18 protein-coding genes and 1 tRNA gene are annotated in these 22835 nt (G+C 60.1%); 12 read left to right on the top strand and 7 right to left on the bottom strand.

The annotated features are described in order from the left end of the window. The first annotated feature begins 19 nt into the window (after positions 1-19). From VXL81_RS00695 to VXL81_RS00670, 6 genes are all read left to right on the top strand, one after another. Positions 20-589 carry a tetratricopeptide repeat protein gene (locus VXL81_RS00695; RefSeq protein ID WP_416543152.1) on the top strand — a complete coding sequence of 190 codons (570 nt, stop codon included), beginning with the start codon at positions 20-22 and terminating at the stop codon, positions 587-589. Between the two features lie 41 nt (positions 590-630). Then, complete coding sequence (locus VXL81_RS00690) at positions 631-3639, top strand: helicase-related protein (protein ID WP_416552489.1); 3009 nt, start codon at positions 631-633, stop codon at positions 3637-3639. A 19-nt stretch (positions 3640-3658) separates the two neighbouring features. Further along, the gene (locus VXL81_RS00685) at positions 3659-4033 is read left to right on the top strand and encodes an RNA-binding S4 domain-containing protein (protein ID WP_340544781.1); all 375 of its coding nucleotides are present in this window, start codon (positions 3659-3661) and stop codon (positions 4031-4033) included. A 63-nt stretch (positions 4034-4096) separates the two neighbouring features. Further along, positions 4097-4435 (top strand): ferredoxin FdxA, encoded by a 339-nt coding sequence (gene fdxA, locus VXL81_RS00680; RefSeq protein WP_008559821.1) that lies wholly within the window; start codon positions 4097-4099, stop codon positions 4433-4435. A gap of 364 nt (positions 4436-4799) precedes the next feature. After that, a complete protein-coding gene (locus VXL81_RS00675; protein WP_340544782.1) occupies positions 4800-5309 on the top strand; it encodes a CarD family transcriptional regulator in 510 nt (169 codons plus the stop codon). A gap of 180 nt (positions 5310-5489) precedes the next feature. Further along, positions 5490-6263, top strand: coding sequence for an ion channel (locus VXL81_RS00670; protein WP_340544783.1), 774 nt, complete (start codon positions 5490-5492; stop codon positions 6261-6263). A gap of 20 nt (positions 6264-6283) precedes the next feature. Here the strand turns inward: VXL81_RS00670 and VXL81_RS00665 are convergent, their stop codons facing one another. Next, entirely contained in the window at positions 6284-7042 is a 759-nt protein-coding gene (locus VXL81_RS00665; RefSeq protein WP_340544784.1) for an adenosylcobinamide-GDP ribazoletransferase, read from the bottom strand. Between the two features lie 99 nt (positions 7043-7141). Between VXL81_RS00665 and cobT the strand changes: the two genes are divergently transcribed. Further along, positions 7142-8158 (top strand): nicotinate-nucleotide--dimethylbenzimidazole phosphoribosyltransferase, encoded by a 1017-nt coding sequence (gene cobT / locus VXL81_RS00660; RefSeq protein ID WP_340544785.1) that lies wholly within the window; start codon positions 7142-7144, stop codon positions 8156-8158. A gap of 29 nt (positions 8159-8187) precedes the next feature. Here the strand turns inward: cobT and VXL81_RS00655 are convergent, their stop codons facing one another. The 3 genes from VXL81_RS00655 to VXL81_RS00645 all read right to left on the bottom strand — a co-directional run bounded on the left by VXL81_RS00655 (position 8188) and on the right by VXL81_RS00645 (position 12066). Then, positions 8188-10080, bottom strand: coding sequence for a monovalent cation:proton antiporter-2 (CPA2) family protein (locus VXL81_RS00655; protein ID WP_416552486.1), 1893 nt, complete (start codon positions 10078-10080; stop codon positions 8188-8190). Positions 10081-10327: 247 nt separating this feature from the next. Next, on the bottom strand, positions 10328-11548 hold the full coding sequence (locus VXL81_RS00650) for a PAS domain-containing protein (RefSeq protein WP_340544787.1): 1221 nt from the start codon (positions 11546-11548) through the stop codon (positions 10328-10330). Positions 11549-11610: 62 nt separating this feature from the next. After that, the gene (locus tag VXL81_RS00645) at positions 11611-12066 is read right to left on the bottom strand and encodes an Lrp/AsnC family transcriptional regulator (RefSeq protein WP_416552484.1); all 456 of its coding nucleotides are present in this window, start codon (positions 12064-12066) and stop codon (positions 11611-11613) included. A 144-nt stretch (positions 12067-12210) separates the two neighbouring features. Here VXL81_RS00645 and hppD point away from each other — a divergent pair, with 144 nt between their 5' ends. Continuing rightward, positions 12211-13311 (top strand): 4-hydroxyphenylpyruvate dioxygenase, encoded by a 1101-nt coding sequence (gene hppD, locus VXL81_RS00640; RefSeq protein ID WP_340544789.1) that lies wholly within the window; start codon positions 12211-12213, stop codon positions 13309-13311. A gap of 111 nt (positions 13312-13422) precedes the next feature. Here hppD and VXL81_RS00635 read toward each other — a convergent pair whose 3' ends face one another. Continuing rightward, positions 13423-16104, bottom strand: a complete 2682-nt coding sequence (locus VXL81_RS00635) for a hypothetical protein (RefSeq protein WP_416552482.1) — start codon at positions 16102-16104, stop codon at positions 13423-13425. Between the two features lie 169 nt (positions 16105-16273). Between VXL81_RS00635 and VXL81_RS00630 the strand changes: the two genes are divergently transcribed. Next, positions 16274-16990, top strand: a complete 717-nt coding sequence (locus VXL81_RS00630; protein ID WP_416534733.1) for an SIMPL domain-containing protein — start codon at positions 16274-16276, stop codon at positions 16988-16990. A gap of 60 nt (positions 16991-17050) precedes the next feature. On the opposite strand, the gene VXL81_RS00625 is transcribed toward VXL81_RS00630, so the two are convergent. Both VXL81_RS00625 and VXL81_RS00620 read right to left on the bottom strand, forming a co-directional pair. After that, on the bottom strand, positions 17051-18343 hold the full coding sequence (locus VXL81_RS00625) for an O-acetylhomoserine aminocarboxypropyltransferase/cysteine synthase family protein (protein ID WP_416534734.1): 1293 nt from the start codon (positions 18341-18343) through the stop codon (positions 17051-17053). 172 nt (positions 18344-18515) lie between these two features. Then, positions 18516-19505 (bottom strand): hypothetical protein, encoded by a 990-nt coding sequence (locus VXL81_RS00620; RefSeq protein WP_340544794.1) that lies wholly within the window; start codon positions 19503-19505, stop codon positions 18516-18518. A gap of 379 nt (positions 19506-19884) precedes the next feature. Between VXL81_RS00620 and VXL81_RS00615 the strand changes: the two genes are divergently transcribed. The 3 genes from VXL81_RS00615 to VXL81_RS00605 all read left to right on the top strand — a co-directional run bounded on the left by VXL81_RS00615 (position 19885) and on the right by VXL81_RS00605 (position 22806). Then, positions 19885-19960: transfer RNA gene (locus VXL81_RS00615), tRNA-Thr, on the top strand. Between the two features lie 345 nt (positions 19961-20305). Next, positions 20306-22048: an ATP-binding protein gene (locus tag VXL81_RS00610; RefSeq protein ID WP_416552480.1), complete on the top strand. Its 1743-nt coding sequence runs from the start codon at positions 20306-20308 to the stop codon at positions 22046-22048. Positions 22049-22203: 155 nt separating this feature from the next. Then, complete coding sequence (locus VXL81_RS00605; protein ID WP_416540530.1) at positions 22204-22806, top strand: acyl-homoserine-lactone synthase; 603 nt, start codon at positions 22204-22206, stop codon at positions 22804-22806. The last annotated feature ends 29 nt before the right edge of the window (positions 22807-22835 follow it).

Raw genomic sequence — 22835 nt, 5'->3', positions numbered from 1 at the left:
CGGTTACACTTAACCCATCATGGTTGCAAAATTCTCCAATCTCAAAGCTATCGTGGCGGCAACGTCTTTGACAGTCCTGTTTTCCGTGCCTTTGCAAGGTCACGCTCAGGAGGTTCAGGGCGAGGCGGACCTGCTGGCCGCTTTGTCCGATGCCGACCCGCAGGAAGCCATCGGTCTGGACAGATCCCTGCAGGCGCTCTGGAACAGTAGCGGCTCACCTGCGATGGACCTGCTTTTGAAACGTGGCAAGGATGCGCTGGACCGCGGCGATACCCGCATTGCCATCGAGCATCTGACCGCGCTGACCGATCATGCGCCAGGATTTGCCATGGGCTGGTACGAGCGCGCACGGGCGTATTTCACCGCGGGCCTCTATGGCCCTGCCGTGGCCGATCTGGAGCAGACGCTGATGCTGAACCCCAACGACTACAATGCGATTTTTGCGCTGGGGGCGATGTTCGAACAGTTCAATGACCCGCAAAACGCCTATGAGGCCTATAAAAGGGCGCAGGCTATACATCCGCACCACGAGGCGATAACCAGCGCGCTCGACCGGCTGAAGACCGAAGTCGAGGGCAAAGAGCTTTAGGGCGGACAGTTGAGCTCGGTTCGGGCGTTGAGGGCAATATCATGACAGGCATGCAGAGTTCCGGGAGCGCCAGGGTCCTGGCGGTTTTGGGGCCGACCAATACCGGCAAGACGCACTATGCGATTGAACGTATGCTGGGGCATCGCACGGGTGTCATGGGATTCCCGTTGCGGCTTCTGGCGCGCGAGGTCTATGACAAGGTCGTCGCCGCCCGTGGCCCGTCGGTGGTGGCACTGATTACCGGTGAAGAGCGCATCGTGCCGCCGCGCGCACAATACTGGATCTGCACTGTTGAGGCGATGCCCGAGGGGATGGGCTGCGATTTCCTTGCGGTGGATGAAATCCAGCTCTGCGCCGACCCGGAACGGGGCCATGTCTTTACCGACCGTCTGCTAAGGGCGCGTGGCACTCATGAGACGCTGTTTCTTGGCGCTGACACCATGCGCGGGCCGATTGCTGCGTTGGTTCCGGGCGTGCAGTTTATGCGCCGCGAACGGCTTTCGGATCTGGTCTATGCCGGATCCAAGAAGCTCAGCCGGATGCCTGCGCGCACCGCTATCGTCGGGTTCTCCATCGACAATGTCTATGCCATCGCCGAACTGTTGCGCCGACAGAAGGGCGGGGCAGCCGTTGTGATGGGCGCGCTCAGCCCCCGGACCCGCAACGCCCAGGTCGAGCTCTACCAGAATGGCGAGGTGGACTATCTGGTCGCGACCGATGCCATCGGCATGGGTCTCAATCTGGATATCGATCACGTCGCCTTTTCTTCGCTCAGCAAATTTGACGGTCGCCGGATGCGGCAATTGGCCCCGAATGAACTGGCCCAGATCGCGGGGCGGGCAGGGCGCGGGATGAGTCACGGCAGCTTTGGGGTTACCGGCGATGCCCCGCCGCTGGAGGATGGCGTCGCGCAGGCGATCATGGAACACCGGTTCACGCCGTTGAAGAAATTGAACTGGCGTTCCTCGGCGCTGCAATTCGGCACGGTAGAGGCACTGATCCGCTCTCTCGAATCAGCGCCTGACGATCAGAACCTGATCCGCGCCCGCGAAGCGGACGATCTTATCGCCTTGAAATCCTTGTCCCAGCAGGATGAAATTCTGGCGCGCACAACCAACGCGCCCTCGGTACGATTGCTCTGGGATATCTGTCGCATCCCGGATTTTCGCGGTATCTCGCAATCGGAACATTCGGGGCTCTTGGGCGTTTTGTTCCAGTATTTGCACGACTCAGGCGTTGTCCCGGACGACTGGCTGGCGCGGCAGGTCAAACGGATTGATCGGGTTGATGGCGACATTGACGCATTGTCGAAACGTTTGGCCTTTATACGAACATGGACCTATGTCGCACAAAGGAACGGCTGGGTCCGTGATGAAAGTCATTGGCGCGGGGAGACGCGCGCTGTAGAAGACAGATTGTCGGACGCCTTGCACGAACGTCTGACTCAGCGATTTGTGGACCGGCGCACATCCGTGCTTTTGCGCCGGCTCAAACAGAAGGAGGCCCTTTTGGCCGAAGTGAATGATAAGGGTGAAGTGACCGTCGAAGGTGAATTCGTTGGTCGTCTTGAAGGGTTCCGGTTCTCTCCGGACAAGGGCGCACAAGGCGCCGAGGCAAAGGCGTTGAAATCCGCCTCCCTGCAAGCACTCGCACCGCATTTCCATCTCCGGGCTGACCGTTTTTACAACGCGCCGGATACCGAAATTGATTTTACCGATCAGGGCGGCCTGATGTGGGGTGAATATGCTGTCGGCAAATTGGTGGCCGGCGCTGACCCGCTGAATCCGCGCATCGAGGTGTTTGTCGACGATACTGCGGGCCCAGATGTGGCCCAGAAGGTCGAACGCCGCCTGCAACATTTCATCTCACGCAAGATCAACGCGCTGTTTGAGCCGCTGCTCAACCTGCAGCGCGACGAGGAGCTGACCGGCCTGGCCCGTGGCTTTGCCTTCCGCATGGTCGAGGGTCTGGGTCTGCTGCCGCGCGGCAGTGTCGCGCAGGAAGTGAAAGATCTGGACCAGGATGCGCGTGGCGCGCTGCGCAAACATGGCATCCGCTTTGGCCAGTTCACCATCTTCATGCCGCTGCTTTTGAAGCCGGCGCCGACCCGCCTGCGGCTGGTGCTCTGGGCTCTGTCCGAGGGTCTTGGCGAATTCCCCGATGCACCGCCTGCCGGTCTGGTGACCGTTCCTGTGATCAAGGATGCTCCGCAGGGCTATGATACCATGTGCGGGTATCGCAACGCGGGCGAACGCATGATCCGTATCGACATGCTCGAACGTCTTGCAGACATGCTGCGCGCCGAAGACAGCCGTGGCGGGTTCGAGGCCAAGGCCGACATGCTGTCGATCACCGGCATGACGCTGGAGCAGTTTGCAGATTTGATGCAGGGGCTTGGCTATCAGGCCGACAAGGGCGAGCGGGTCAAGGCCAAGGCGGTTGACACGGTGGTCACCGAAACCAGCACGCCTGATGCGGATATCCCGGTGATGGACGCGGCGCAACAGGTTGAAAACACGCCTGCCGCCGCCCCGGATGAGACCGATACCGCTGCCGTTACGGAAACAGTTACCGCTGATGCAGACGCGCCAGCTGATGTTCCGGCTGATGTTGCGGCGATTGAGGACGCAGGGGTGGCACCGGTTGCAGAAACCATGGCCGACCCGGCAGCTGTTGATCCGATCCCCGAGACCGCCGAGATCGAGACCCCGGTTGGCGAAGCTGCCGATGCCAATGTAGACGAGCTTGAGATGGAGGTGTTCTACACCTTCACCTGGGGGCGCGCCCGGAAGACGGGCGGCCACCGCGGCGGTGGCCGTCGCGGTCAGGACGCTGGCGAGAGCGGCGCAAAGCGTGGCGGCGACGCTGCGCGCGGCAAGGGCAAACCACGTGGCGGCAAGCCTGGCCGCGATGGCAAGCCCGACAAGAAGGGTGGCCGTCAGGATCAGGGCAGCAAAACCTATTCGGCCCGCCCGCCGAAGAAGGAAAAGCAGATTGATCCCGACAATCCCTTTGCAGCGGCGCTGATGGGACTGAAACAATCCGATTGATCGGCTGCTGGTGCCATGGATGACGCAGGTCTCTGAAAAGATCAGGATCGACAAATGGTTGTGGCAGGCGCGGTTCTTCAAGACCCGTAGCCTGTCCGCCAAGATGGTCAGCGCGGGCCATCTCCGTCTCAATGGCAACAAGATTGCAAAACCGGCTCAGAACGTCTCTCTTGGGGACGTTCTGACCTTCCCTCAAGGGCGCATCATCCGGACCGTCCGGGTTGAAGCACTTGGAACACGGCGCGGACCTGCTCCAGAGGCACAGGCGCTGTACTTTGATTTGACCGAAAAACAGGACCCCGTGCCGCGTAATCCGCGCTACGAAGGAAAAGGTCGCCCGGATAAGAAAGAGCGCAGGGCGCTTGATCTTAGTCGCCGGGATGGTGCGTTTTGACATCTTGAAGCCGGCGCTCGGGTGAATTAGCTACAAGCCAAACAGCTACGGGACTCGGCCACCATGACTTATGTCGTTACGGATAACTGCATCGCCTGCAAATACACCGACTGCGTCGAAGTCTGTCCGGTCGATTGTTTCTACGAGGGCGAGAATACCCTGGTGATTCACCCGGATGAATGTATCGACTGCGGCGTCTGCGAACCGGAATGCCCCGCCGATGCGATCCGCCCGGATACCGAGCCGGATATGGACAAATGGGTTGAGTTCAATCGGAAATACTCCGAAATGTGGCCGGTCATCGTCTCCAAGAAAGATCCGCTGCCAGATGCAGAGGAACGCGACGGAGAAGAAGGCAAGTTGGAGAAGTACTTCTCCGAAGCTCCCGGCGAAGGCGGCTGATAACAGCAGGTGTCTGCGGCTCCAGCTGGCTGGTTGCTTCGCGACTCACCTTTGCAAGACTGCGCGGTCCGGGAACGGGCCGCACCTGAGACCCGCCGTTTTATGGCATTTTTCGGGTCTGGATCCATTGGGACCATGATGTTTCACGGAGCGCTGCCTTTTTGTGGGGCAGAAAATATGATATACTCTTTCAGTAAATGACCAACCACGGATGTCCGCCTTGACTGTGCGCCCTGCGACGCACGGGTCCTATGGCGGTTTTTCTGCGGCATTTCTGTGGGTGCGGGTATTCGGATCACCGCGCGCGTGGATGTGTGGCAGCCCAGCCGACCCGAAGGTCGGCACAGAGCGAGGAAAGACCTGTATGACTAAATCGAAGAAGCCTGAATTCCGCCCTGACGACTATGTTGTGTACCCTGCCCATGGCGTTGGCCAGATCATCTCGATCGAAGAGCAGGAAGTGGCCGGCTTCACGCTGGAACTGTTTGTGATCACCTTTGAGAAGGACAAGATGACACTGCGGGTGCCGACCAATAAAGCCACCGAAATCGGCATGCGGTCGCTCAGCTCCCCCGATGTGATCGCCAAAGCCATGACCACGCTCAAAGGCAAGGCGAAAGTCAAACGCGCCATGTGGTCGCGTCGCGCCCAGGAGTATGAGCAGAAGATCAATTCCGGTGACCTGATCTCCATTGCTGAAGTGGTCCGTGACCTGCACCGCACCGATGACCAGCGTGAACAAAGCTATTCCGAGCGTCAGCTCTATGAAGCGGCACTTGAGCGTCTGACGCGCGAGGTTGCGGCGGTTTCAGGTGGTGACGAAATCTCCGCCGCCAAGCAGGTGGACGAGGTGCTGACCTCCCGCGCGGCCTGATCCAGATCTGATCGCCGCAGGGTCCGATCCATCGGATATACGAACAAAGAAACCTAGGCCGCGCTCCAGGGCGTGGCCTTTTTCGTTTTTGCGCTATGCTTTAGGCGCTGACATGTGGATCGTGACGGCGTTCGTGTGTGACACATCGAGCCAAGACCCAAAAAACGAGCAGAGAACACCATGACGGACCTAAAGACTCGCCTGACCGATCTCTATCGCGGGACCGACAGCGCGTCGGTCCGGTTTCGCTACGGGCTGATCGGATTTGATGCGGTTACAATTCTATTCTTCATGTCGACGGCCCATATTCCCCATGGTCCCTGGCTGATCGGGCTGAGCTGGATGGCCGGTGTCGTCATCGCTTTGGATCTGGCGGCGCGGTTCTGGATCAGCGGCAACCGCCGCAAACTGCTCTGGCGCATCTATACGCTGGCCGACATAGTGGTGCTGATCTCACTGCTGCTGGAGACGATCCTGCCGGGAGGGCTGGCTTTCCTACGTATCCTGCGAGGGCTACGGCTGATCCACTCCTATCATCTGCTACAGGACCTGCGGCGCGACAGCCGGTTTTTCCGCCGCCATGAAGATGCAATCATCGCGGGGATCAACCTCTTCATCTTTGTCTTCGCAACCTCGATGACGGCTCTGGTGTTCTTCATGGATACATCCGGCAGCGATTATCCTTACATTGACGCGCTGTATTTTACCGTGGCGACACTGACCACGACCGGCTTCGGCGACATCACCATGGCCACACCAGCTGGCAAGACATTTTCGGTTTTTGTCATGGTTGTGGGGGTGACTTTGTTCGTGCGGCTGGCGCAGGCGATCTTTAACCCCCAGCGGGTGCGCTACACCTGCAGCCAATGCGGATTGACGCGCCACGATATCGACGCGGTGCATTGTAAACATTGCGGCGGGCAGCTGAAAATCCGCACCAGCGGGGTGGAGTGACCGGAACCAGGCGTGGCTGTTCAGCCAAACGCCGCCGCAAGGACCAGCAACCCGGAAAGCTCGCTCAGCTGTTGCGTCGCCCCCAGTACATCCCCGGTTTGTCCGCGAATCTTGGTACGCGCGGTTGCCGCGATCACACCTGTCGCGGCAAGCATGGCCAGCAATACGCCCCAGCCTGACCAGCCCAGTATCAGCAGCGCCACCAGACCCGCAATCGCCAGCCCCAGCCCGCAGGCACGCCAAGGCGGTCGGCCGACGGAGGATGACAGACCCGAGCCGCGCGCATTCGCAAGCGCGGCCATCACCAGTGGCATCATGGCCCGGCTCAGCATTGCAACAGGCAGCAGGGCCCACGGGGCGGCCGCCGCCAGAATGCTGGCGTACGCCATCCAGCGCAGGCCAACGCTCAGGATCAGGGCCAGAACGCCATAGGTGCCGATATGGCTGTCCTTCATGATCTCCAGCCGCCGCTCCCGCGTGAAGCCACCCCAGAACCCATCAGCTGTATCGGCCAGCCCGTCCTCATGCATCGCCCCGGTCAGCACCGTCTGCGTCAGCAGCGCAATCCCCGCCGCGACCATCGGGCTGAGCCCGAAGGCCAGCGCCATCATCGACAGAATGCAGGCAGGTAACGCAACGGCAACCCCGGCAAAGGGGAAGGCCCAGACCGCGTGCGCATGGCGCGCAAACTGTTGTTTTTGCAACTTTGGCATCGGCAAACGTGTCAACAAGATCAACACGAGTAGAAAATCTATGCCAGATATGTCGTTTTTTCGCATTTGCGGGCCTCACAGAGGGCTTGCGGTGTCAAGATGAACGGGTACATACGGATGATCCGCTTTACCTGCGACGACCCCTTCGATGCAATGAGGCTTTCAATGCTGTCACCGCTCTTTTCGCTTGATCACTTTCGTGCGCAGCTTGCGCAGGCCCCGGGGGTGGACGAACAGGCTGAGACCGCTGCCGCCGAGCGCAACAGTCAACTGACCAAACCGCCCGGTTCGCTGGGGCGGCTTGAGGATCTGGCAATCTGGTACGGCAGCTGGCGCGGAAGCGAGCGTCCGGTGATCCGCGCGCCGCAGGTGATCGTCTTTGCCGGTAACCACGGGATTGTGGAGCAGGGGGTGTCTGCCTTTCCCAGTGAAGTGACAGCGCAGATGGTCGCGAACTTCAAACACGGCGGCGCGGCGATCAATCAGCTGGCCAAGCTGGCAGGCGCCCGGCTAGATGTTCACAGCCTTGATCTTGAAAAACCGACTCAGGATTTTACCAAAGGCGCCGCCATGGACAGCGTCGAGCTGCTCAGCGCGCTTCAGACCGGGTGGAAGTCGGTGGATCCGGCTGCGGATTTGCTTGTTGTCGGCGAAATGGGCATCGGCAATACGACCCCCGCCGCAGCGCTGGCCTGCGCGCTGTTTGGCGGCGACGCTGCGGATTGGACCGGCCGGGGGACCGGTATTGATGATACCGGGCTTGCCAACAAAACCCGGGTCGTGGCCGAAGGAGTGGCCTTGCATGGCCCAGCCATCACCGACGGTGTCGAGGCGCTGCGCCGTTTGGGCGGGCGTGAGATTGCAGCCATGGCCGGGGCGATGACTGCGGCCCGCATGATGCGTATCCCGGTTATTCTTGATGGCTTTATCTGCTGTGCCGCTGCGGCCTGCCTGATGCGGACCCATCCGGCGGCGCTGGATCATGCGGTCGCGGGTCACCAGAGCGCCGAAAGCGCCCATGCCGCGCTGTTGACCCACCTGGGCAAGCCGCCGTTTCTCTCGCTTGACCTGCGCCTTGGCGAGGGATCGGGTGCGGCTTTGGCGATCCAGGTCCTGCGGGCCGCCGTTGCCTGCCACAGCGGTATGGCGACATTTGAAGAGGCGGGCGTCTCGGTCAGCTAGGCCGGGGCGCGACGGGGCAGGATCGGCGCTCAGGCTGACTTCTGGTCAGTGGACTTCTTGGCTTCGGCAAGCTCCAGCAGGGCTGTTTCCAGATCTTTTTCCAACTCGCGGGCGCGGGCGATGTAGGCTGGGTTTTCACTGGCCGGCGTGCCCGGGATCCAGAGGCTCGCCAGTTCCCGCACAGTATGGCGGTCATGCGCATAAAAGGTCTGTTCAGCCTGTGCGGCCTCATATTCGCTTAGGCCGATCTGCTCCAGAACGTAGCGCCCCGCGCGAAGCGAGCTGTCGAACATCTCGCGGACGATATCATTCGCCCCCGCCTTATAGAGCTCAAACACGTGGTTGCGGTCGAAGGCGCGCGCAACGATATGCAGCTCCGGATGGCCGCGACGGGCATGGGCGACCAGCCTCAGCGCGGCCTCGCGATCATCCAATGCGACAACCAGAACCTTGGCCTTGGCAATCCCCGCGGCCTTTAGCAGCTCTGGCCGGGTCGGATCGCCGAGGAAGCTCTTCACCCCGAACCGGCGCATCAGCTGTACCGAGGCCATATTGCTATCGAGCACAACCGTGTTGAACCCGCTGGCGCGCACCAGACGATTGACAATCTGACCAAAGCGGCCAATCCCGGCTATGATGACGGGACCTTCTTCGTCGATTTCGTCGGCGGCCTGTTCCTTGGGGTTGTCCTTGCTGTATTTCGACAGCACGTCATAGAGGATGAACAGAAGCGGGGTGATCAGCATCGACAATGCAATCACCAGAAGCAGCTTTTCCGACAGCTCGGGCGGCACGACATTGAGCTGCCGCGAAAATGCCAGCAGGACAAAGCCAAACTCCCCCGCCTGTGCAAGGCCCAGCGTAAACAGCCAGTGATTTCGTTTCTTCAGGCCGAAGGCCTTGCCGACAAAATAAAGCACTATGCCTTTTGCAAGGATGACGAGAAGCGCAAGGCCGATCAGATCGCCCGGCTCGGCCAGGAACAGGCGGTAGTTGATGCCAGCCCCGACCGTGATGAAGAACAGCCCCAGCAGCAGCCCCTTGAAAGGGTTGAGATCGCTTTCGAGTTCATGGCGAAATTCGCTGTTGGCCAGAACAACCCCGGCCAGAAAGGCGCCAAGCGCAGGCGAGAGACCAACCAGCGTCATCAGGAAGGAAATGCCGACGACGATCATCAGCGCCAGGGCGGTGTACATCTCCCGTAGATTCGATGCATGGATGAAGCGGAAGACCGGGCGGGCAAGATAGACACCGGCCAGCACAATGGACGCAATCGCGCCAATGGTGACCAGTGTCACGGCCCAGCCGGGCAGCCCTTCGACCAGAGAAAGCGTTGCGTGGCCGGAGGCCGCATGGGCTTCCTCGGCGTTGCGCGCAATGGATCCATCGCCAATGATCTGAGCGCCATGCTGGGCAGCGAGCAGGGGCAGCAGTGCAAGAATCGGGATGACCGCGATATCCTGTGTCAGCAGCACCGAGAATGTCGCCCGCCCGCCACCGGTACGCATCAGGCCTTTCTCCGAGAGGGTCTGGAAGACGATCGCAGTTGACGAGAGCGAGAGCGCCAGACCAACGGCCAGGCTGACCTGCCAGGTCTCCCCCGCCAGCATGGCCGCGCCCATCAGGGCCACGGTGCTGAGAAGGATCTGTAATCCCCCAAGGCCAAGCAGTTTGTTCCGCATTGCCCAAAGCGCGCGCGGCTCAAGCTCCAATCCGATCAGGAACAGCATCATGACGACGCCGAATTCGGCGAAATGCCGCAGGTCTTCTGCTTCGCTTCCGACGAAGCCAAAAACCGGTCCGATGATGATCCCGGCCGCCAGATAGCCAAGCACGGAACCGAGGCCCAACCGCGCCGCGATGGGCACCGCAATTACAGCGGCTGCTAGGTAAATTGTCGCCTGATAAAGAAATGCGTCCATAGGCTTTGATATCGCAAGCGTAGGGCGTGTTGGCAACGTCTAACATGCCGCCGTCCCGATAGCGGAGCGTTGCCGCCGGTCGGCCTTTCACACCACCGATCATGAGAGCGGGCGGGGACACGGCCGTGGATGTCAAAATGCGGAGGGATCAACGAACCCCGGAGGCGCTCCACAGCAAGGAGCGCCCCCGGTCAGGCGCGCGAAAGCGCCATGCGAAAGAATGAGCCGCATAACAGCTTGGTCAGTCTCAGCGTTCCAGCGAGCGGATTTCATTGCTCAATTTGGCGATACGTTCCAGGCGATGGGAAATACGTTCCTGAAACACGCCGAGCTGGTCGATGATATCGGCCAGTGTCTCGCCCGATTCCGGCAGGCGGGCGCTTTCAATCTTACACAGGACACGGGTTGAGCTGAGGCCAAGAAAATGTCGGTGCATGACCTGGCAGGCATGCATGATGCGCGAGGCCTCGCGGTCCACCTGATCCAGTCCTTTGCCCGCGCGCTCAAGCTGCGCAGCCACCAGTTCGGCCAGTACCTCACGCTCGCCCTGCATGTCGACATCGCCAAGGCTGCGACGCTCTTTCTGAAGCTGGATGTCGCATTCCTTTAGAACGCGAACCATACATTCGACAAACAGTGAATCATCGACGGCGGTTTCAATCACCGCAAAATTGCTGTCTTTCCCCATTACATGGGCCGCGAACCAATCCGACATCTCGCGCGACATAGCACCGTAGTTCTGCGAGAGCACGGTGACCGGACCGCCTGATGGCTCAATGCGCGACGCGATGACCCGCAGGTTATGCGGGATCGTGTGCATGGCGTCGAAATCTTTGATCAGACCTTCGGTTTCCGCAACAAGCGTCTTGGCGTTGGCCAGCATCTTGCACAGATCGACGATCATCTGATCCGGCTCGTTCTCCAGCCCGATGTCTCGTGCGATCAGTTCTTCGCTCATCGCTTTTGTGGCGAATTGGCGGTAGTTTTCGTAACCATGTTCGACGATCCAGCTCTTCAGCCGTTCGGCGCTTTCCTCTGGCGACAGACCTTCGTCTTTTTCAGCAGCCAACAGCTTGGTATATAGGGCGCGCACGTTGTCAAAGATCTTGCTGCTGGGTTTGAGGCGGGCCGACAGGTAGCCATCGCCGCAGGGCACGACAACCGCATAGACCCAGTAATACAGGCCATCCTTCGATTTGTTTTTGACGTAGGCGCCCATGGTCTGGCCGCTTTTGATCGTGTCCCAGAACAGTTGAAACACGCCCTTGGGCATGTCCGGGTGGCGAATGGTGCGATGCGGCGCGCCCAGCAGCTCTTCCCAGTCGTAATTGGACACCCTTTGAAATACATAGTTACCGGCAAGAATGACCCCGCGGCTGTCAGTGCGCGAGAAAAATACTTCGTTCAGCCCAAAAGGGGCTTCTCCGCGGGAGGGGCGGCTTTCAATGCGACGATCTACAAAGGACACGGTCTCTATCCAATCTCTGAGTCTGTACCGTGTTTGTATATCGCACGAGTGTTCACGGAACCTTAAGTTGGCAGGGGGCCATCGCTTTTTAATTGTGCCATGACGATCTGACTTTGGACCCGCGCAACAGTGGGATGTGGCAGTAAAATTTCATGCAAAAGTCGATTCAGGGCGGCCAAATCAGTGCAAAATACCCTAAGTAAATAGTCCGCTTCGCCCGTCATCGTCCAGGCGGAGGTGATTTCCGGGCGCGATCTGATCAACCGGGAAAATCGCTCAGATTGTTCGGGTCCGTGGCTCTCCAGATGAACCTGAACAAACCCCTGTACGCTCAACCCCAACTTGTCAGGATCAAGCCGCGCCTCGTAGCTGCGGATATAGCCATCAGCCTCCAGTCGCTGCCTGCGCCGCCCCGCCTGACTGGCAGAGAGATTCAGCAATTCTCCCAGCTGCTGCGCGGTAAGATGGGCATCCTTCTGCAAGGCTGCCAGCAGTTTCTGATCGGTTGCGTCCAACATGTGCGGAACTTTCACGTAAATCACTAGATGAATGCGCATTCTGCGCATCTGGTCCTAGGTGTAGCCTAAACTATGCGCAAAACAAGCATCGGAATTGCGGTATTCTGGATGCAGCTACACCATTCCCGATCTGGAGGAAGCCGCATGGGTCCGTTCCCGCATAATGCCCCGAAGTCCGTCATCAGCGCCGAAAACCCAGCCGGCACCGATGGTTTTGAATTTGTCGAGTTCGCTCACCCCGAGCCTCAGGAGCTGCGCGATCTGTTTACGCGCATGGGCTATGAGCTGGTTGGTCATCATAAGGCAAAGCCCGGCGTGGAGCTGTGGCAGCAGGGCGATATCACCTATATCCTGAATGCCGAGGCCGGTAGCTTTGCCGAGAAATTCGTGGCCGAGCATGGTCCCTGCGCACCCTCGATGGGCTGGCGGGTGGTTGACGCGCAAAAAGCGTTCGAACATGCCCTGTCCAAAGGCGCCGAAGCCTATGAGGGCGACGACAAGACCATGGATGTGCCCGCGATCAAGGGGATCGGCGGCTCTCTGATCTACTTCATCGACCAGTACTATGACACCTCGCCCTATAACGAAGAGTTCGAGTGGCTGAAGCAGTCCAAACCACGCGGCGTCGGCTTCTACTACCTCGATCACCTGACCCACAATGTCTACAAGGGCAATATGGACAAGTGGTTCAAGTTCTACGGTGAACTGTTCAACTTCAAGGAAATCCGCTTCTTTGATATCGAGGGCAAGTTCACCGGCCTGTTGAGCCGCGCGCTGACCTCCCCCTGTGGCCGGATCCGCATTCCGATCAACGAAGATCGTGGCGAAACCGGGCAGATCGTGTCCTATCTGAAGAAATACAACGGTGAAGGTATCCAGCACATTGCTGTCGGGACCGAGGACATCTATGGGGCGACCGACGAAATCTCCGAACGCGGGATCACCTTCATGCCGGCGCCGCCCGCGAGCTATTACGAGATGAGCCATGATCGTGTCGTCGGTCATGACGAGCCTCTGGACCGGATGCAGAAACACGGCATCCTGATCGACGGCGAAGGGGTCGTTGACGGGGGCGAAACCAAGATCCTGCTACAGATCTTCTCCAAGACCGTGATCGGGCCGATCTTCTTTGAGTTCATTCAGCGCAAGGGCGACGATGGTTTTGGCGAGGGGAACTTCAAGGCTCTGTTTGAATCGATCGAGCGCGAGCAGATCGCCAATGGAGAGCTTACAGGGGTAGAATAACTGCCCCTTACCCCACTGAACCAAAGAAGCCGGGCCTATGCAGGTCCGGCTTTGACAAGTCAGCTTCGAATGAGCGTCTTCAGTTAAGATGCAGCCCCTAGCCACTCGGAATTAGCCACTCGGAATTTTCAGCGTCAGATTTCGATTGCCTTTCTGGTATTGCAGCTGGCTGTCGCCGATAGCGACAACGCGGCCACCGTCGATCCGGTCTCCGACCTTCACCTTCTTGTAACGCCCATTGGGCATCAGGATCAGCGCCCGGCGATTTGAAGGGGTGCCATAGACACCAATCAGGTTCACGCGCCGCAGGTTGATCGCGTTGTCGATCGTGGCCTGACGGGCCACGGACGCGCTGGACGGGATCCGGGGCGTCACGGTCTGCGGCGGGCTGCTGGCAACGGCTTCGGCAATGCTCGGCTCCGCGTTGCGCTGCGGGTTGCGTTGGGCACGATCGACCAGATTGGCAAAATTGGCCGGCCGCGCGCGCGGAACCACGGAGCGCGCAATGGCCTGTGCGGTTGCAGGCAGGCTGTTCTCTTCAGCGGGCTTCAGTCCGGGCGGGCGCGGGCGGGGACGTAAGGCGCCCAGCTCGGCGCGGCTCAACCCGCCGAGCTGGGCCCGTTCGTTCTGCTCAACCAGATCCCTTGGGCGTTGCTTCGGCCGGAGTTCCGACAGGATCGCCTGTCGCGCGGCTTCCTCTGCTGCCGCTGCAACTTCGGGGTCGGGGCGGGCCGGTGTCGGCGGCGGGACTTTCTCCGGGCGACCGAGGAACACCATGACCCCATCCGGGTTCAAGCTGCCTTCCGGAGTCGCTTTGACCAAGCCGCGCTCATCCAGTTCAAACTGCTGACCGGGGGCCGTTGGCGTGCTGACCGAACCAAGTTGCAGGTCGGTCGCGTAGAGATCCGGATCCGGCAGCGCGATGGCATCTTCGGAAATATCTGTCGGGTCAATCGAGGCCACGTAAAGCGTCTCGAGGTTCTCCGCCCCCGGTGCCTCCGGCGTTTCGGGGGCGTGCTGCCAGATACCTGTGGCCGCATATTGGGCGGCGCGGGTCAGCGGTGTATCCTGTTCGGCGTCGCCCATTTCTGGGTCCGCCTCAGGTGCCAGCTCTGCCAGATCGAGGTCTTCGGTCAGCGTCTGCTCCGCCGCTTCGGGTCCCTCCTGTTCAAGCCGCAGGGCATCCAGAACCGCCGTATCGGTACTGGAAAGCCCATCCACGTCGCTCTCTGCCGGGTCGGAGGGCACGGCGGCGGCGTCATCGGAGATGTTGTCCAGCGGTAGCAGGGAACCATCGTCCGGCTGATCGGGAATGGCGCTTACCTGTGGGGCAATGTCGCCAGCCTCAGCGGTCTCGGGCGTGTCCAGAGGGACCGCGGTGCCATCAGTCACGGCGTTGCGCGTCTGCTTTTCCGCAAGTATGGCCCAGGCGGCCACGATTGCCATGAATAGGAGCAGAGCCGTCACTAGAGCAAGCCCCAGGAAACGTGGTTTGCCGCCGATTTTTTTCTTTCTGACGCCGGCCAGCAGAGCAGCCTTGCCTGCTTCATGCAGGGATTTCTTATCCTTCGGGGTGTCCGTCAGGGAAATCTCAACCATTTCATCGCGGGGCAGGACAGGCGCTGGACCCGATGGTTTTGGCGCCGGGGGGATGATGGCCTTGGCGGCTGCGGGCGGCGAAACTATGGCCGGGGCCTTGCCCAGACCACCACCAGACCCGACAGGGCTATCTGCCAGGGCGATCGTGCCAAACGCCGCATGCGGGACCACGCGACCAGCATCAGGGGATTTGCCATTCGCAGTCAGCCCTGGTGTTGTAGCAGCGACCTTGTCCGACGGTTTATCTGACGGTTGCGCCGCGTCCGTGGAAGTTCCAGCCGGGATCGACGCCACATCCGCAGCGGCGGTCGTGGCGCGCAGCGTTGGTTCGCTCCGGACTGCGCCCTCCTTGCGCCTGCGCGTGGAAAACCCGGTCGCGGCAGCGGGTTCGGCGGGGTCGCTTGGGGTGTCGGCTGTCGCTGATGGTGCGGTCTCCACCGCAGAGGTTTCGACAGTGTTGCTCGCTTCAGGCGCGGTTGCAGCCGTGTTCACAACCGCTTCGTCCGCCGTTGCGTCCTTGGCGACAGCAGCGGCATCGGTCGGCAGGGCATCCGGCTGCTCGTCGGGTCTGGCCTCGGTGCCGTCAGACGTGCTTTCCACAGGCTCAGGCTCAGGCTCAGGCTCAGGCTCAGGCTCAGGCTCAGGCGGCGCGGCGGGGCCTATGTTGACGACCGCAATTCCATCAGGCTCAGCCGGTTCTTCCCCTGATTGCAGCAACGTCTGCGAGGCACCAAAGTAGGGCTCTCCCAGAAAATCCATATCGCCCGGTACCGCCACGAAACCAACCGGCAGAAACCCGTGCATCAGAGCAAAATCTTCGGCTTCCTGCAGTGTCTCCCGGGCCACTGCGGCCACATGCGTCTGCGATCCATCCTCGCTGAGGTCAAAGGCCAGTTCATCGACCCGATACGGGGTCGCCCCGTCCAGTCCCCGTTCGGCGGCGGCACGACGATCCGCAGTGTCAGTGACGCCGGTCTGAAGGGTCAGATAACGGATCTGATCATTGGGAATGATGAGCTTGCAGGCGATCGGCCCCTGGGCGTACCGTTCGCCCAGTCGGCGCAGGTCTGCCAATGCCTCACCCAGATCCTCCACATCCAGCGCAACCGTGCCAATCTGACGCCAGCCACCAGCGGCTCGCTGCAACAGGCAAACGCCGGTGGAGGACAGAGAGAGTGCAAACCCCGGTTTCATGATGCAAACACGCCTTCAGCTCTAATGTGCCCATACCCCAGTGTGGCAAGGCGATCTTGGCGCAGACCATACGGCAGAGCGGGCGCAAGGGAAAGGAAAAGACACCATTTCCCCCTTGCAGGCGGTCAATTGCCATCCCCATGTAACACCTCAGAAAGGGAGCAGTTCTATGAAAGCGACACATATTTTGGCCTCGGCCCTGGCCGTCGTGCTGGCAGCAGGTCTGGCAAGTGCCGATGAAACCCGCATCGACCGGCAGATTGCCGTCACCGGGGACGCACGTATCGCGGTCACGCCCACGCTGGCAACAATCACGCTTGGCGTGACCGAAGAAGCTGATGAGGCCGCGCTGGCCATGTCGGCCGTCTCGACCAAGATGGTGGAGGTCGTCGATGAGTTGAGAGCGGCCGGCATCGCGGCTGAGGATATGCAGACCCAGCAGATCTCGCTCAACCCGGTCTGGTCGCAGGATCGCAGCTATGACGACGGCCGCCGCAAAATTACCGGGTTCTCGGCGTCAAATACCCTAGCCCTCAGGATCCGCGATCTGGATCGTCTGGGCGAGGTGCTTGATCAGGTGCTGAGGGTCGGCGCCAATGATTTCCGCGGGCTTAGCTTTGGTGTGGCCGATCCGGCCAAGGTGCAGGACCAGATCCGGGGGGCAGCGGTAAAGGATGCCCTGCGCAAGGCGACCCAGCTCGCCGAAGCCGCTGGGGTCGAACTGGGGCCGGTACGGTCGATCCATGACCGCGAGACCGGCGGTGGCCAGCCGATGATGGCGATGGAGATGGCCCGCAGCGCCCCTATGCCGATCGAGGCGGGCGAGCTGAGCTTTAGTCACAGCGTGTCGGTTGTCTACGATATCAAATCCACCGACGCCGACTAACCACATAGCAAAAAGGCCGGGTTACCCCGGCCTTTTTCATGTTTTGGCAGTGCCGTTGCCCTAGCTGGTGGCGGCGGTCAGCGCCTGATCCAGATCGGCGATCAGGTCTTCAGCATTTTCGATCCCGATCGAGACACGCACGACATTGGCCCCGGCGCCGGCGGCTTCCTGCTGTTCCGGCGTCAGCTGACGGTGGGTGGTGGAGGCCGAGTGGATGATCAGCGACCGGGTATCGCCAAGGTTCGCGACATGGCTGAAAATCTCGAGAGAGTTCACCAGTTTGACACAGGCGTCATAGCCGCCCTTGACCGCAAAGGTGAACAGCCCGCCGGTGCCCTTGGGATAGTGCTCCTTGGCACGGGCGTGATATGGCGACGAGGGCAGCCCCGCATAGGTCACATAATCAACCCGCGGATCCTGTTCGAGCCAGGACGCAACGGTTTTGGCGTTCTCGCAGTGGCGTTCCATCCGCAGGCTAAGGGTTTCGACCCCCATCAAGGTGTAATGCGCGGCCTGTGGGTTCATCGTCATGCCGAGGTCACGCAGACCGATGGCAATCCCGTGGAAGGTAAAGGCCAGCCCGCCAAAGGTCTCGTGGAACTTCAGCCCGTGATAGGCCGGTTCGGGCTGCGACAGCGACGGGAATTTGTCATTTGCCGACCAGTCGAATTTGCCGGAATCGACGATCACGCCGCCTGTGACGGTACCATTGCCGGTCAGGTATTTCGTGGTGGAATGCACCACCAGCGTCGCACCATGGGCAATTGGATTGCAGAGGTATGGCGTGGCAGATGTGTTGTCGATGATCAGCGGCACGCCCGCCGCATCTGCAACATCCGCAATCGAGCGGATATCGGTCACATAGCCGCCGGGGTTGGCGACCGATTCCCCAAATACGGCCCGTGTATCGTCATCAATTGCGGCCGCAACCGCATCCGGGTCGTCAAAATCGACAAATTTCGCTGACCAGCCAAAGCGTTTGATGGTCTGGCTGAACTGGGTGACGGTGCCTCCATAAAGGCGCGTCGATGCAACGACGTTACGGCCCGGGCCCATCAGCGGGAACAGCGCCATGATCTGTGCGGCGTGGCCGGAAGAGCAGCAGACCGCGCCGACGCCGCCTTCCAGGGTCGCAATGCGCTCCTGAAGTACAGCGACCGTGGGGTTGGTCAGGCGCGAATAGATAAAGCCAACTTCCTGCAGATTGAACAGGGCGGCGGCGTGATCTGCATCGCGGAACACATAGGCCGTGGTCTGGTAGATCGGTGTCTGCCGCGCACCGGTGGCCGGATCGGGCTTGGCGCCCGCGTGAATCTGCAATGTGTCGAACCCGTAGCTTGGCGCTTCAGACATGGATGTGCTCCCCTTGGATGGTCGAATACGTCTCGCGCGTAAGAACACTCCGCCACGGCGCGTAAGGCAAGGCGCAATTTGGACGCGCCTCTTGATCGGTGACGCCGGGGCCGATTGAAACAGCGCTGCCTGGCCCTTGGTCCTGATCCGGGGCTGCCAGCGGCGGCGCCGGTTATCGCATCCAGAAGCCTGCGGATTTGATCCGATTGCGCAGGGCCTGCTCCTTGCGAGGCAGGTTGTCGCGGTCAAACATCGCGCGCAGCTTGGCACCGCGCCCCTGGTAGATCATCCGTTTCATCGGCTCATATTGCTTCAGAACTTTCTTGATTTTGTTCGGACTTGCCACGGTCTCCAGCGCGTCGACAACGGCGTCGCTCTCGCGCGCATATAGCAGCGGGAAGCTGCGGTAATGGCAGCTGGTCACCCCGTCGAGATATCCCTCCGGCAGCGTGTCGCGGCCACCGCCCAGGCTGTGGATGACAAGGGGCAGGGCGATCTGGTCCAGCCAGGGGTCCAGTGACTGCCCGATCAGCGCCATGGGCAGGTCGTCGCGGATTGATGTAGCATAGTCGAGAAACCGGCGCCCAAAGACCTGCGGACAGGCACCATAGAAATAGCCGGCATTGAAGTAGAGATAGCGGCGCCAGAAATTTTCAGGCTGGCTGAGATCGAGGCTGCTGTCAAAATCCAGATCGAAACGGTCATAGAGCGCCCGCCAGATTCCTGTCATATCGGGCCCATAGAGCGTGGGCTTCGGCCAGGTGCCTTCGCGCCGCAGCGATGCCGAGGGCCGACCAAAATCAAACGGCAGCTGATCAATCGGACCGGTGATCAGCGTATCACTGTCAAAGAAGACAAAAGGCTGCCCCTCCGGAAGCGCCAGAAGCGCCTCGATCTTGTTCCCATAGGGGTAGGCCTGACCAAAGACGTCGGACTGAAATGGCAGGAGGTGCGCCCCAAGCATATCCAGCGCCTGCAAGACCGGCTGGCTGCGGATGCTCGGGTCCTTGTGCCACTTGGGTCCAGGCTGCGGAACCGCCACATAGAGCCGCCCGGCAAAATCGGGAGCATAGTGTCGCAGAGAGGCGGCAAACAGCACCGCCTCATATTGCAACCGTCCGGCCTGTCCGATGATCATGATGTTGAAATGGGGATCGGTCATGTTGTGGCGCCCGGTTTTCTGGCGATGCGGTGTTCATATACTTTCGACACGTATGCGACATCCCCTGCAATGCGGTTGCGGCCATGATCATATATTTCCACCACCGCTGCCAGTAGGTCTCTGGAGAGATTGGCATCTGCTGCCTGACCGCCTGCCTGTCGAACCAGCAGGCGCAGGTTTCGCCTGAGCGCTACTATTTCGTCAATGCGCCTGCAAGGCAGGGCTTCAGCGGCCTCCTGTCTGACCACGACGAACACTGCGCCGATCGCTACGAGAGGGCACGGGCTCTGCTGCGAAATTGACGCCGCGAAATTCTCGGGTGGGTGACGAATTTTTCGTCTTGCACCCTCCATCCAGAGACGCTATTTCGCTGCCCAAGGCCCCTATAGCTCAGCTGGTAGAGCAACTGATTTGTAATCAGTAGGTCCGCGGTTCGAGTCCGTGTGGGGGCACCATTTACCTGACATAGCTGGTATGATCGATGGATTTACGCTCTTTGCAGTCGCAATCAGTTGATGGGATGCCCTCAGGCGACCTTCGGTCATGACGTGGGTCTTTCCGGCCCTTGCACTGCGGGCTGGCCTTTTTGGTACAGGACCTATCCGATCCACCGCCACCGCGCAGGGTAATCCACCTGACTGTGTCAAGAGGCCAGCGTGACTGTATTAAGTCATCCGTCATTATTTGACTGCAATTTAACGGTAGGGACGAATCGGTTAGCAGTGATGCAGTCAGGTGAGGCTTGTTTTCACGCTTGGGCGTAACCGAAGGGACAGCGCCAAAGAAACACGGGAAGGAGGATGCGTTTGTTTTCTTTATCGCCAGACCTCGTGAACTCCGTTTCCAGTCAAAACCAGCTTGTGCGCTCGGATCTTCCGTCGCGGTTTGCCTCCATCAGCCTGGTCTCGCTGTTGTCGCTCTACTTCCTGTCGTTTCAGGCCGTCGCGGTGGTCTATGGCGCCTATGTCCTTGTCGAAGTTGTTGGGCTGCGGGTCTATCGCAGGCTGATATCTGAGGTGACCGTCCGCAACACGCTGCTGTTTGCCGGCTCCGCATTCGTCGGCGTCTGCGTCTTTAACTCCCTGTCATTGCTGTTGTTTCTGCACCCGGAACCCTTTCCGAAACTGATGGGCGCAATGCTGCTGATCATCGCGCTCAACCACTGTGTTGTTGCGCGGTCAGCTTGGCTTCATTTCGGTATCATCACGGCGGTGCCGATCATCTGCACGGTTGGCTATATGATCAGCGCGACGCTGTCCCGGTTTGCCAGTGCGGGAGAGATGGTCATAGCAGCGGTGGTCGCCCTGCTGGGGGCCGCCTACATGCTTCATGCCATGTGGGTGCAGCACCGGCTGACCGCCCGCCTGCAAGAGGCCCTGCGTGCGGCAGAAGCTGCAAGCCGCGCGAAGAGCCGTTTCCTCGCAGCGATGAGCCATGAGATCCGCACACCATTGAATGCGATCTGCGGCATGTCCGAGCTGATCGAGGAGGAAAACTCCGGCTCTGAAACGCTGAGGGAGCAGACGCAGCTTCTGCGCAAATCGTCTCAGGCGCTGACCGGCATTCTTGATGACGTATTGGATCACGCCAAGATCGAGTCAGGTCAGTTCGAGCTGAACCTCGCGACAGCGGTCCCGAGCGAAGAAATCTCCAGTGCCGTTGAAATGTATCGCGCACGGGCGGATGAGAAGGGGCTCAGGCTTCATATCAGATTGGAGCCGGGTATTCCCGACTATGCCGAATGTGATGCGCTGCGCCTGCGTCAGGTGATCGGAAACCTTGTTTCGAATGCCGTGAAATACACCGAGGTCGGCCATGTCGAGGTCGTCGCCGATATCGAAGAGTTCGAGGGGCGTGCGATGCTGCGTGTCGCGGTGTCGGATACCGGACGTGGCATGACACCCGAGCAGAGCGCCAAGCTGTTCACGGATTTCTATCGTGCCATCGACAAGGCTGCCCCAAATGTGCCGGGCACCGGTCTGGGCCTGGCGATCGCCCGCCATCTGGCACGCATCATGGGGGGCGATATCACCGTTCGGACCAGCCCCGACTGGGGCAGCTGCTTTACCTTTTTCTGTCCGATAAAAAGCCTCGACCCTGCGGAGGTTGAGACCCTTCAACAGCCGGCAACCGGTAGCGAGATCAGCGATCTCGGGGGGCTGTCGATCCTCTTGGTGGATGATACCGCCTCCAATAGAATGGTCGTTCGCGCCTTCCTCAAAAACAGCAACGTCCAGATCACAGATGCCGAAAATGGCGTCGAGGCGCTTGCCTGGCTTGAGCAGAACCCGGTTGATCTTGTGCTGTTGGACATGAAGATGCCGGTCATGGACGGTCGCGAAACACTGACCGAAATGCTGCGGCGTGGTGGACGGATCGGGGCCACCCCGGTGATCATGTTGACAGCGAATGCGGCCCCTGAGGAGCAGGAGCTGTTTTTGCAGCTGGGTGCGGCCAGTTACCTTGCCAAACCTGTCAAGAAATCGGTTCTACTGTCGGAAATTCGCAAGATAGCGATGCCGTCGTTAACTCGCACGGTCTGATCGGCTCTCACACCGACAAGAACCGTTCGTAAAAAGAAGTTCAACCCACAGGAATTAATTCAAAATTTACGATTGCCGGATAGGTTGAGTCAAATTTTCGATAAATTTGCAGAATGCACGCCCGCGGGCGGCAGGAACAGCTGGCCGGATCGCGGATGCAGTCGACAGATATTACATTTGATAATTTTGGGGAGACCGGCGCGCTCTTTACCGAGCTTTTGCGCGCGCGCTACCGTCATTTCGTCAAGCTACGGCGCTGGGATCTGCCCAATGTGCGTGGATTGGAGTTCGACCAATATGACACGCCCGAGAGTATCTACTGTGCAGTTCACGACGGGATGGCTGTTCTCGGCGGCTTTAGGCTGACCCCCACAACAGCGCAATGTATGAACACCAGCTATATGTTGCGGGATGCGCAGCTGGGCCTGCTGCCGGGACTGCCCTCCAATGTGCTGGATGACGCCGCGCCACAGGATCCGGGGATCTGGGAGGTCAGCCGGTTCTTTGTCGAAGACACTCTGGGAGCCCGTGACAGAATGCGGGTGCGGCGGCTGCTGGAACAGGGGTTTGCCCGTTTCGCCCGGGATTGGAATATTGATACGTTCTTGTGTATCACCTCGGTGACGGCGGCGCTGCTCATGCGCAGGGCCAGCCTCTCGATAAGCTCGGCAGGCCCCCGGTTCGAAGCGGGTGGAGAAGTCTGCCAAGCCTACCACCTTAGCGTCGTTGCAAAAAGCCAGCGCAGCGATGCGGCGTGAATGCGCAGGGCGTCACGCGTGGGTATTCC

It is taken from the genome of Phaeobacter sp. JH204B, assembly GCF_048055755.1.
In the GTDB taxonomy this organism is placed as follows: Bacteria; Pseudomonadota; Alphaproteobacteria; order Rhodobacterales; family Rhodobacteraceae; genus Phaeobacter; species Phaeobacter bryozoorum.
The sequence above is the reverse complement of the archived record's forward strand: the minus strand, read 5'-3'. Positions and strand labels throughout refer to the sequence as shown.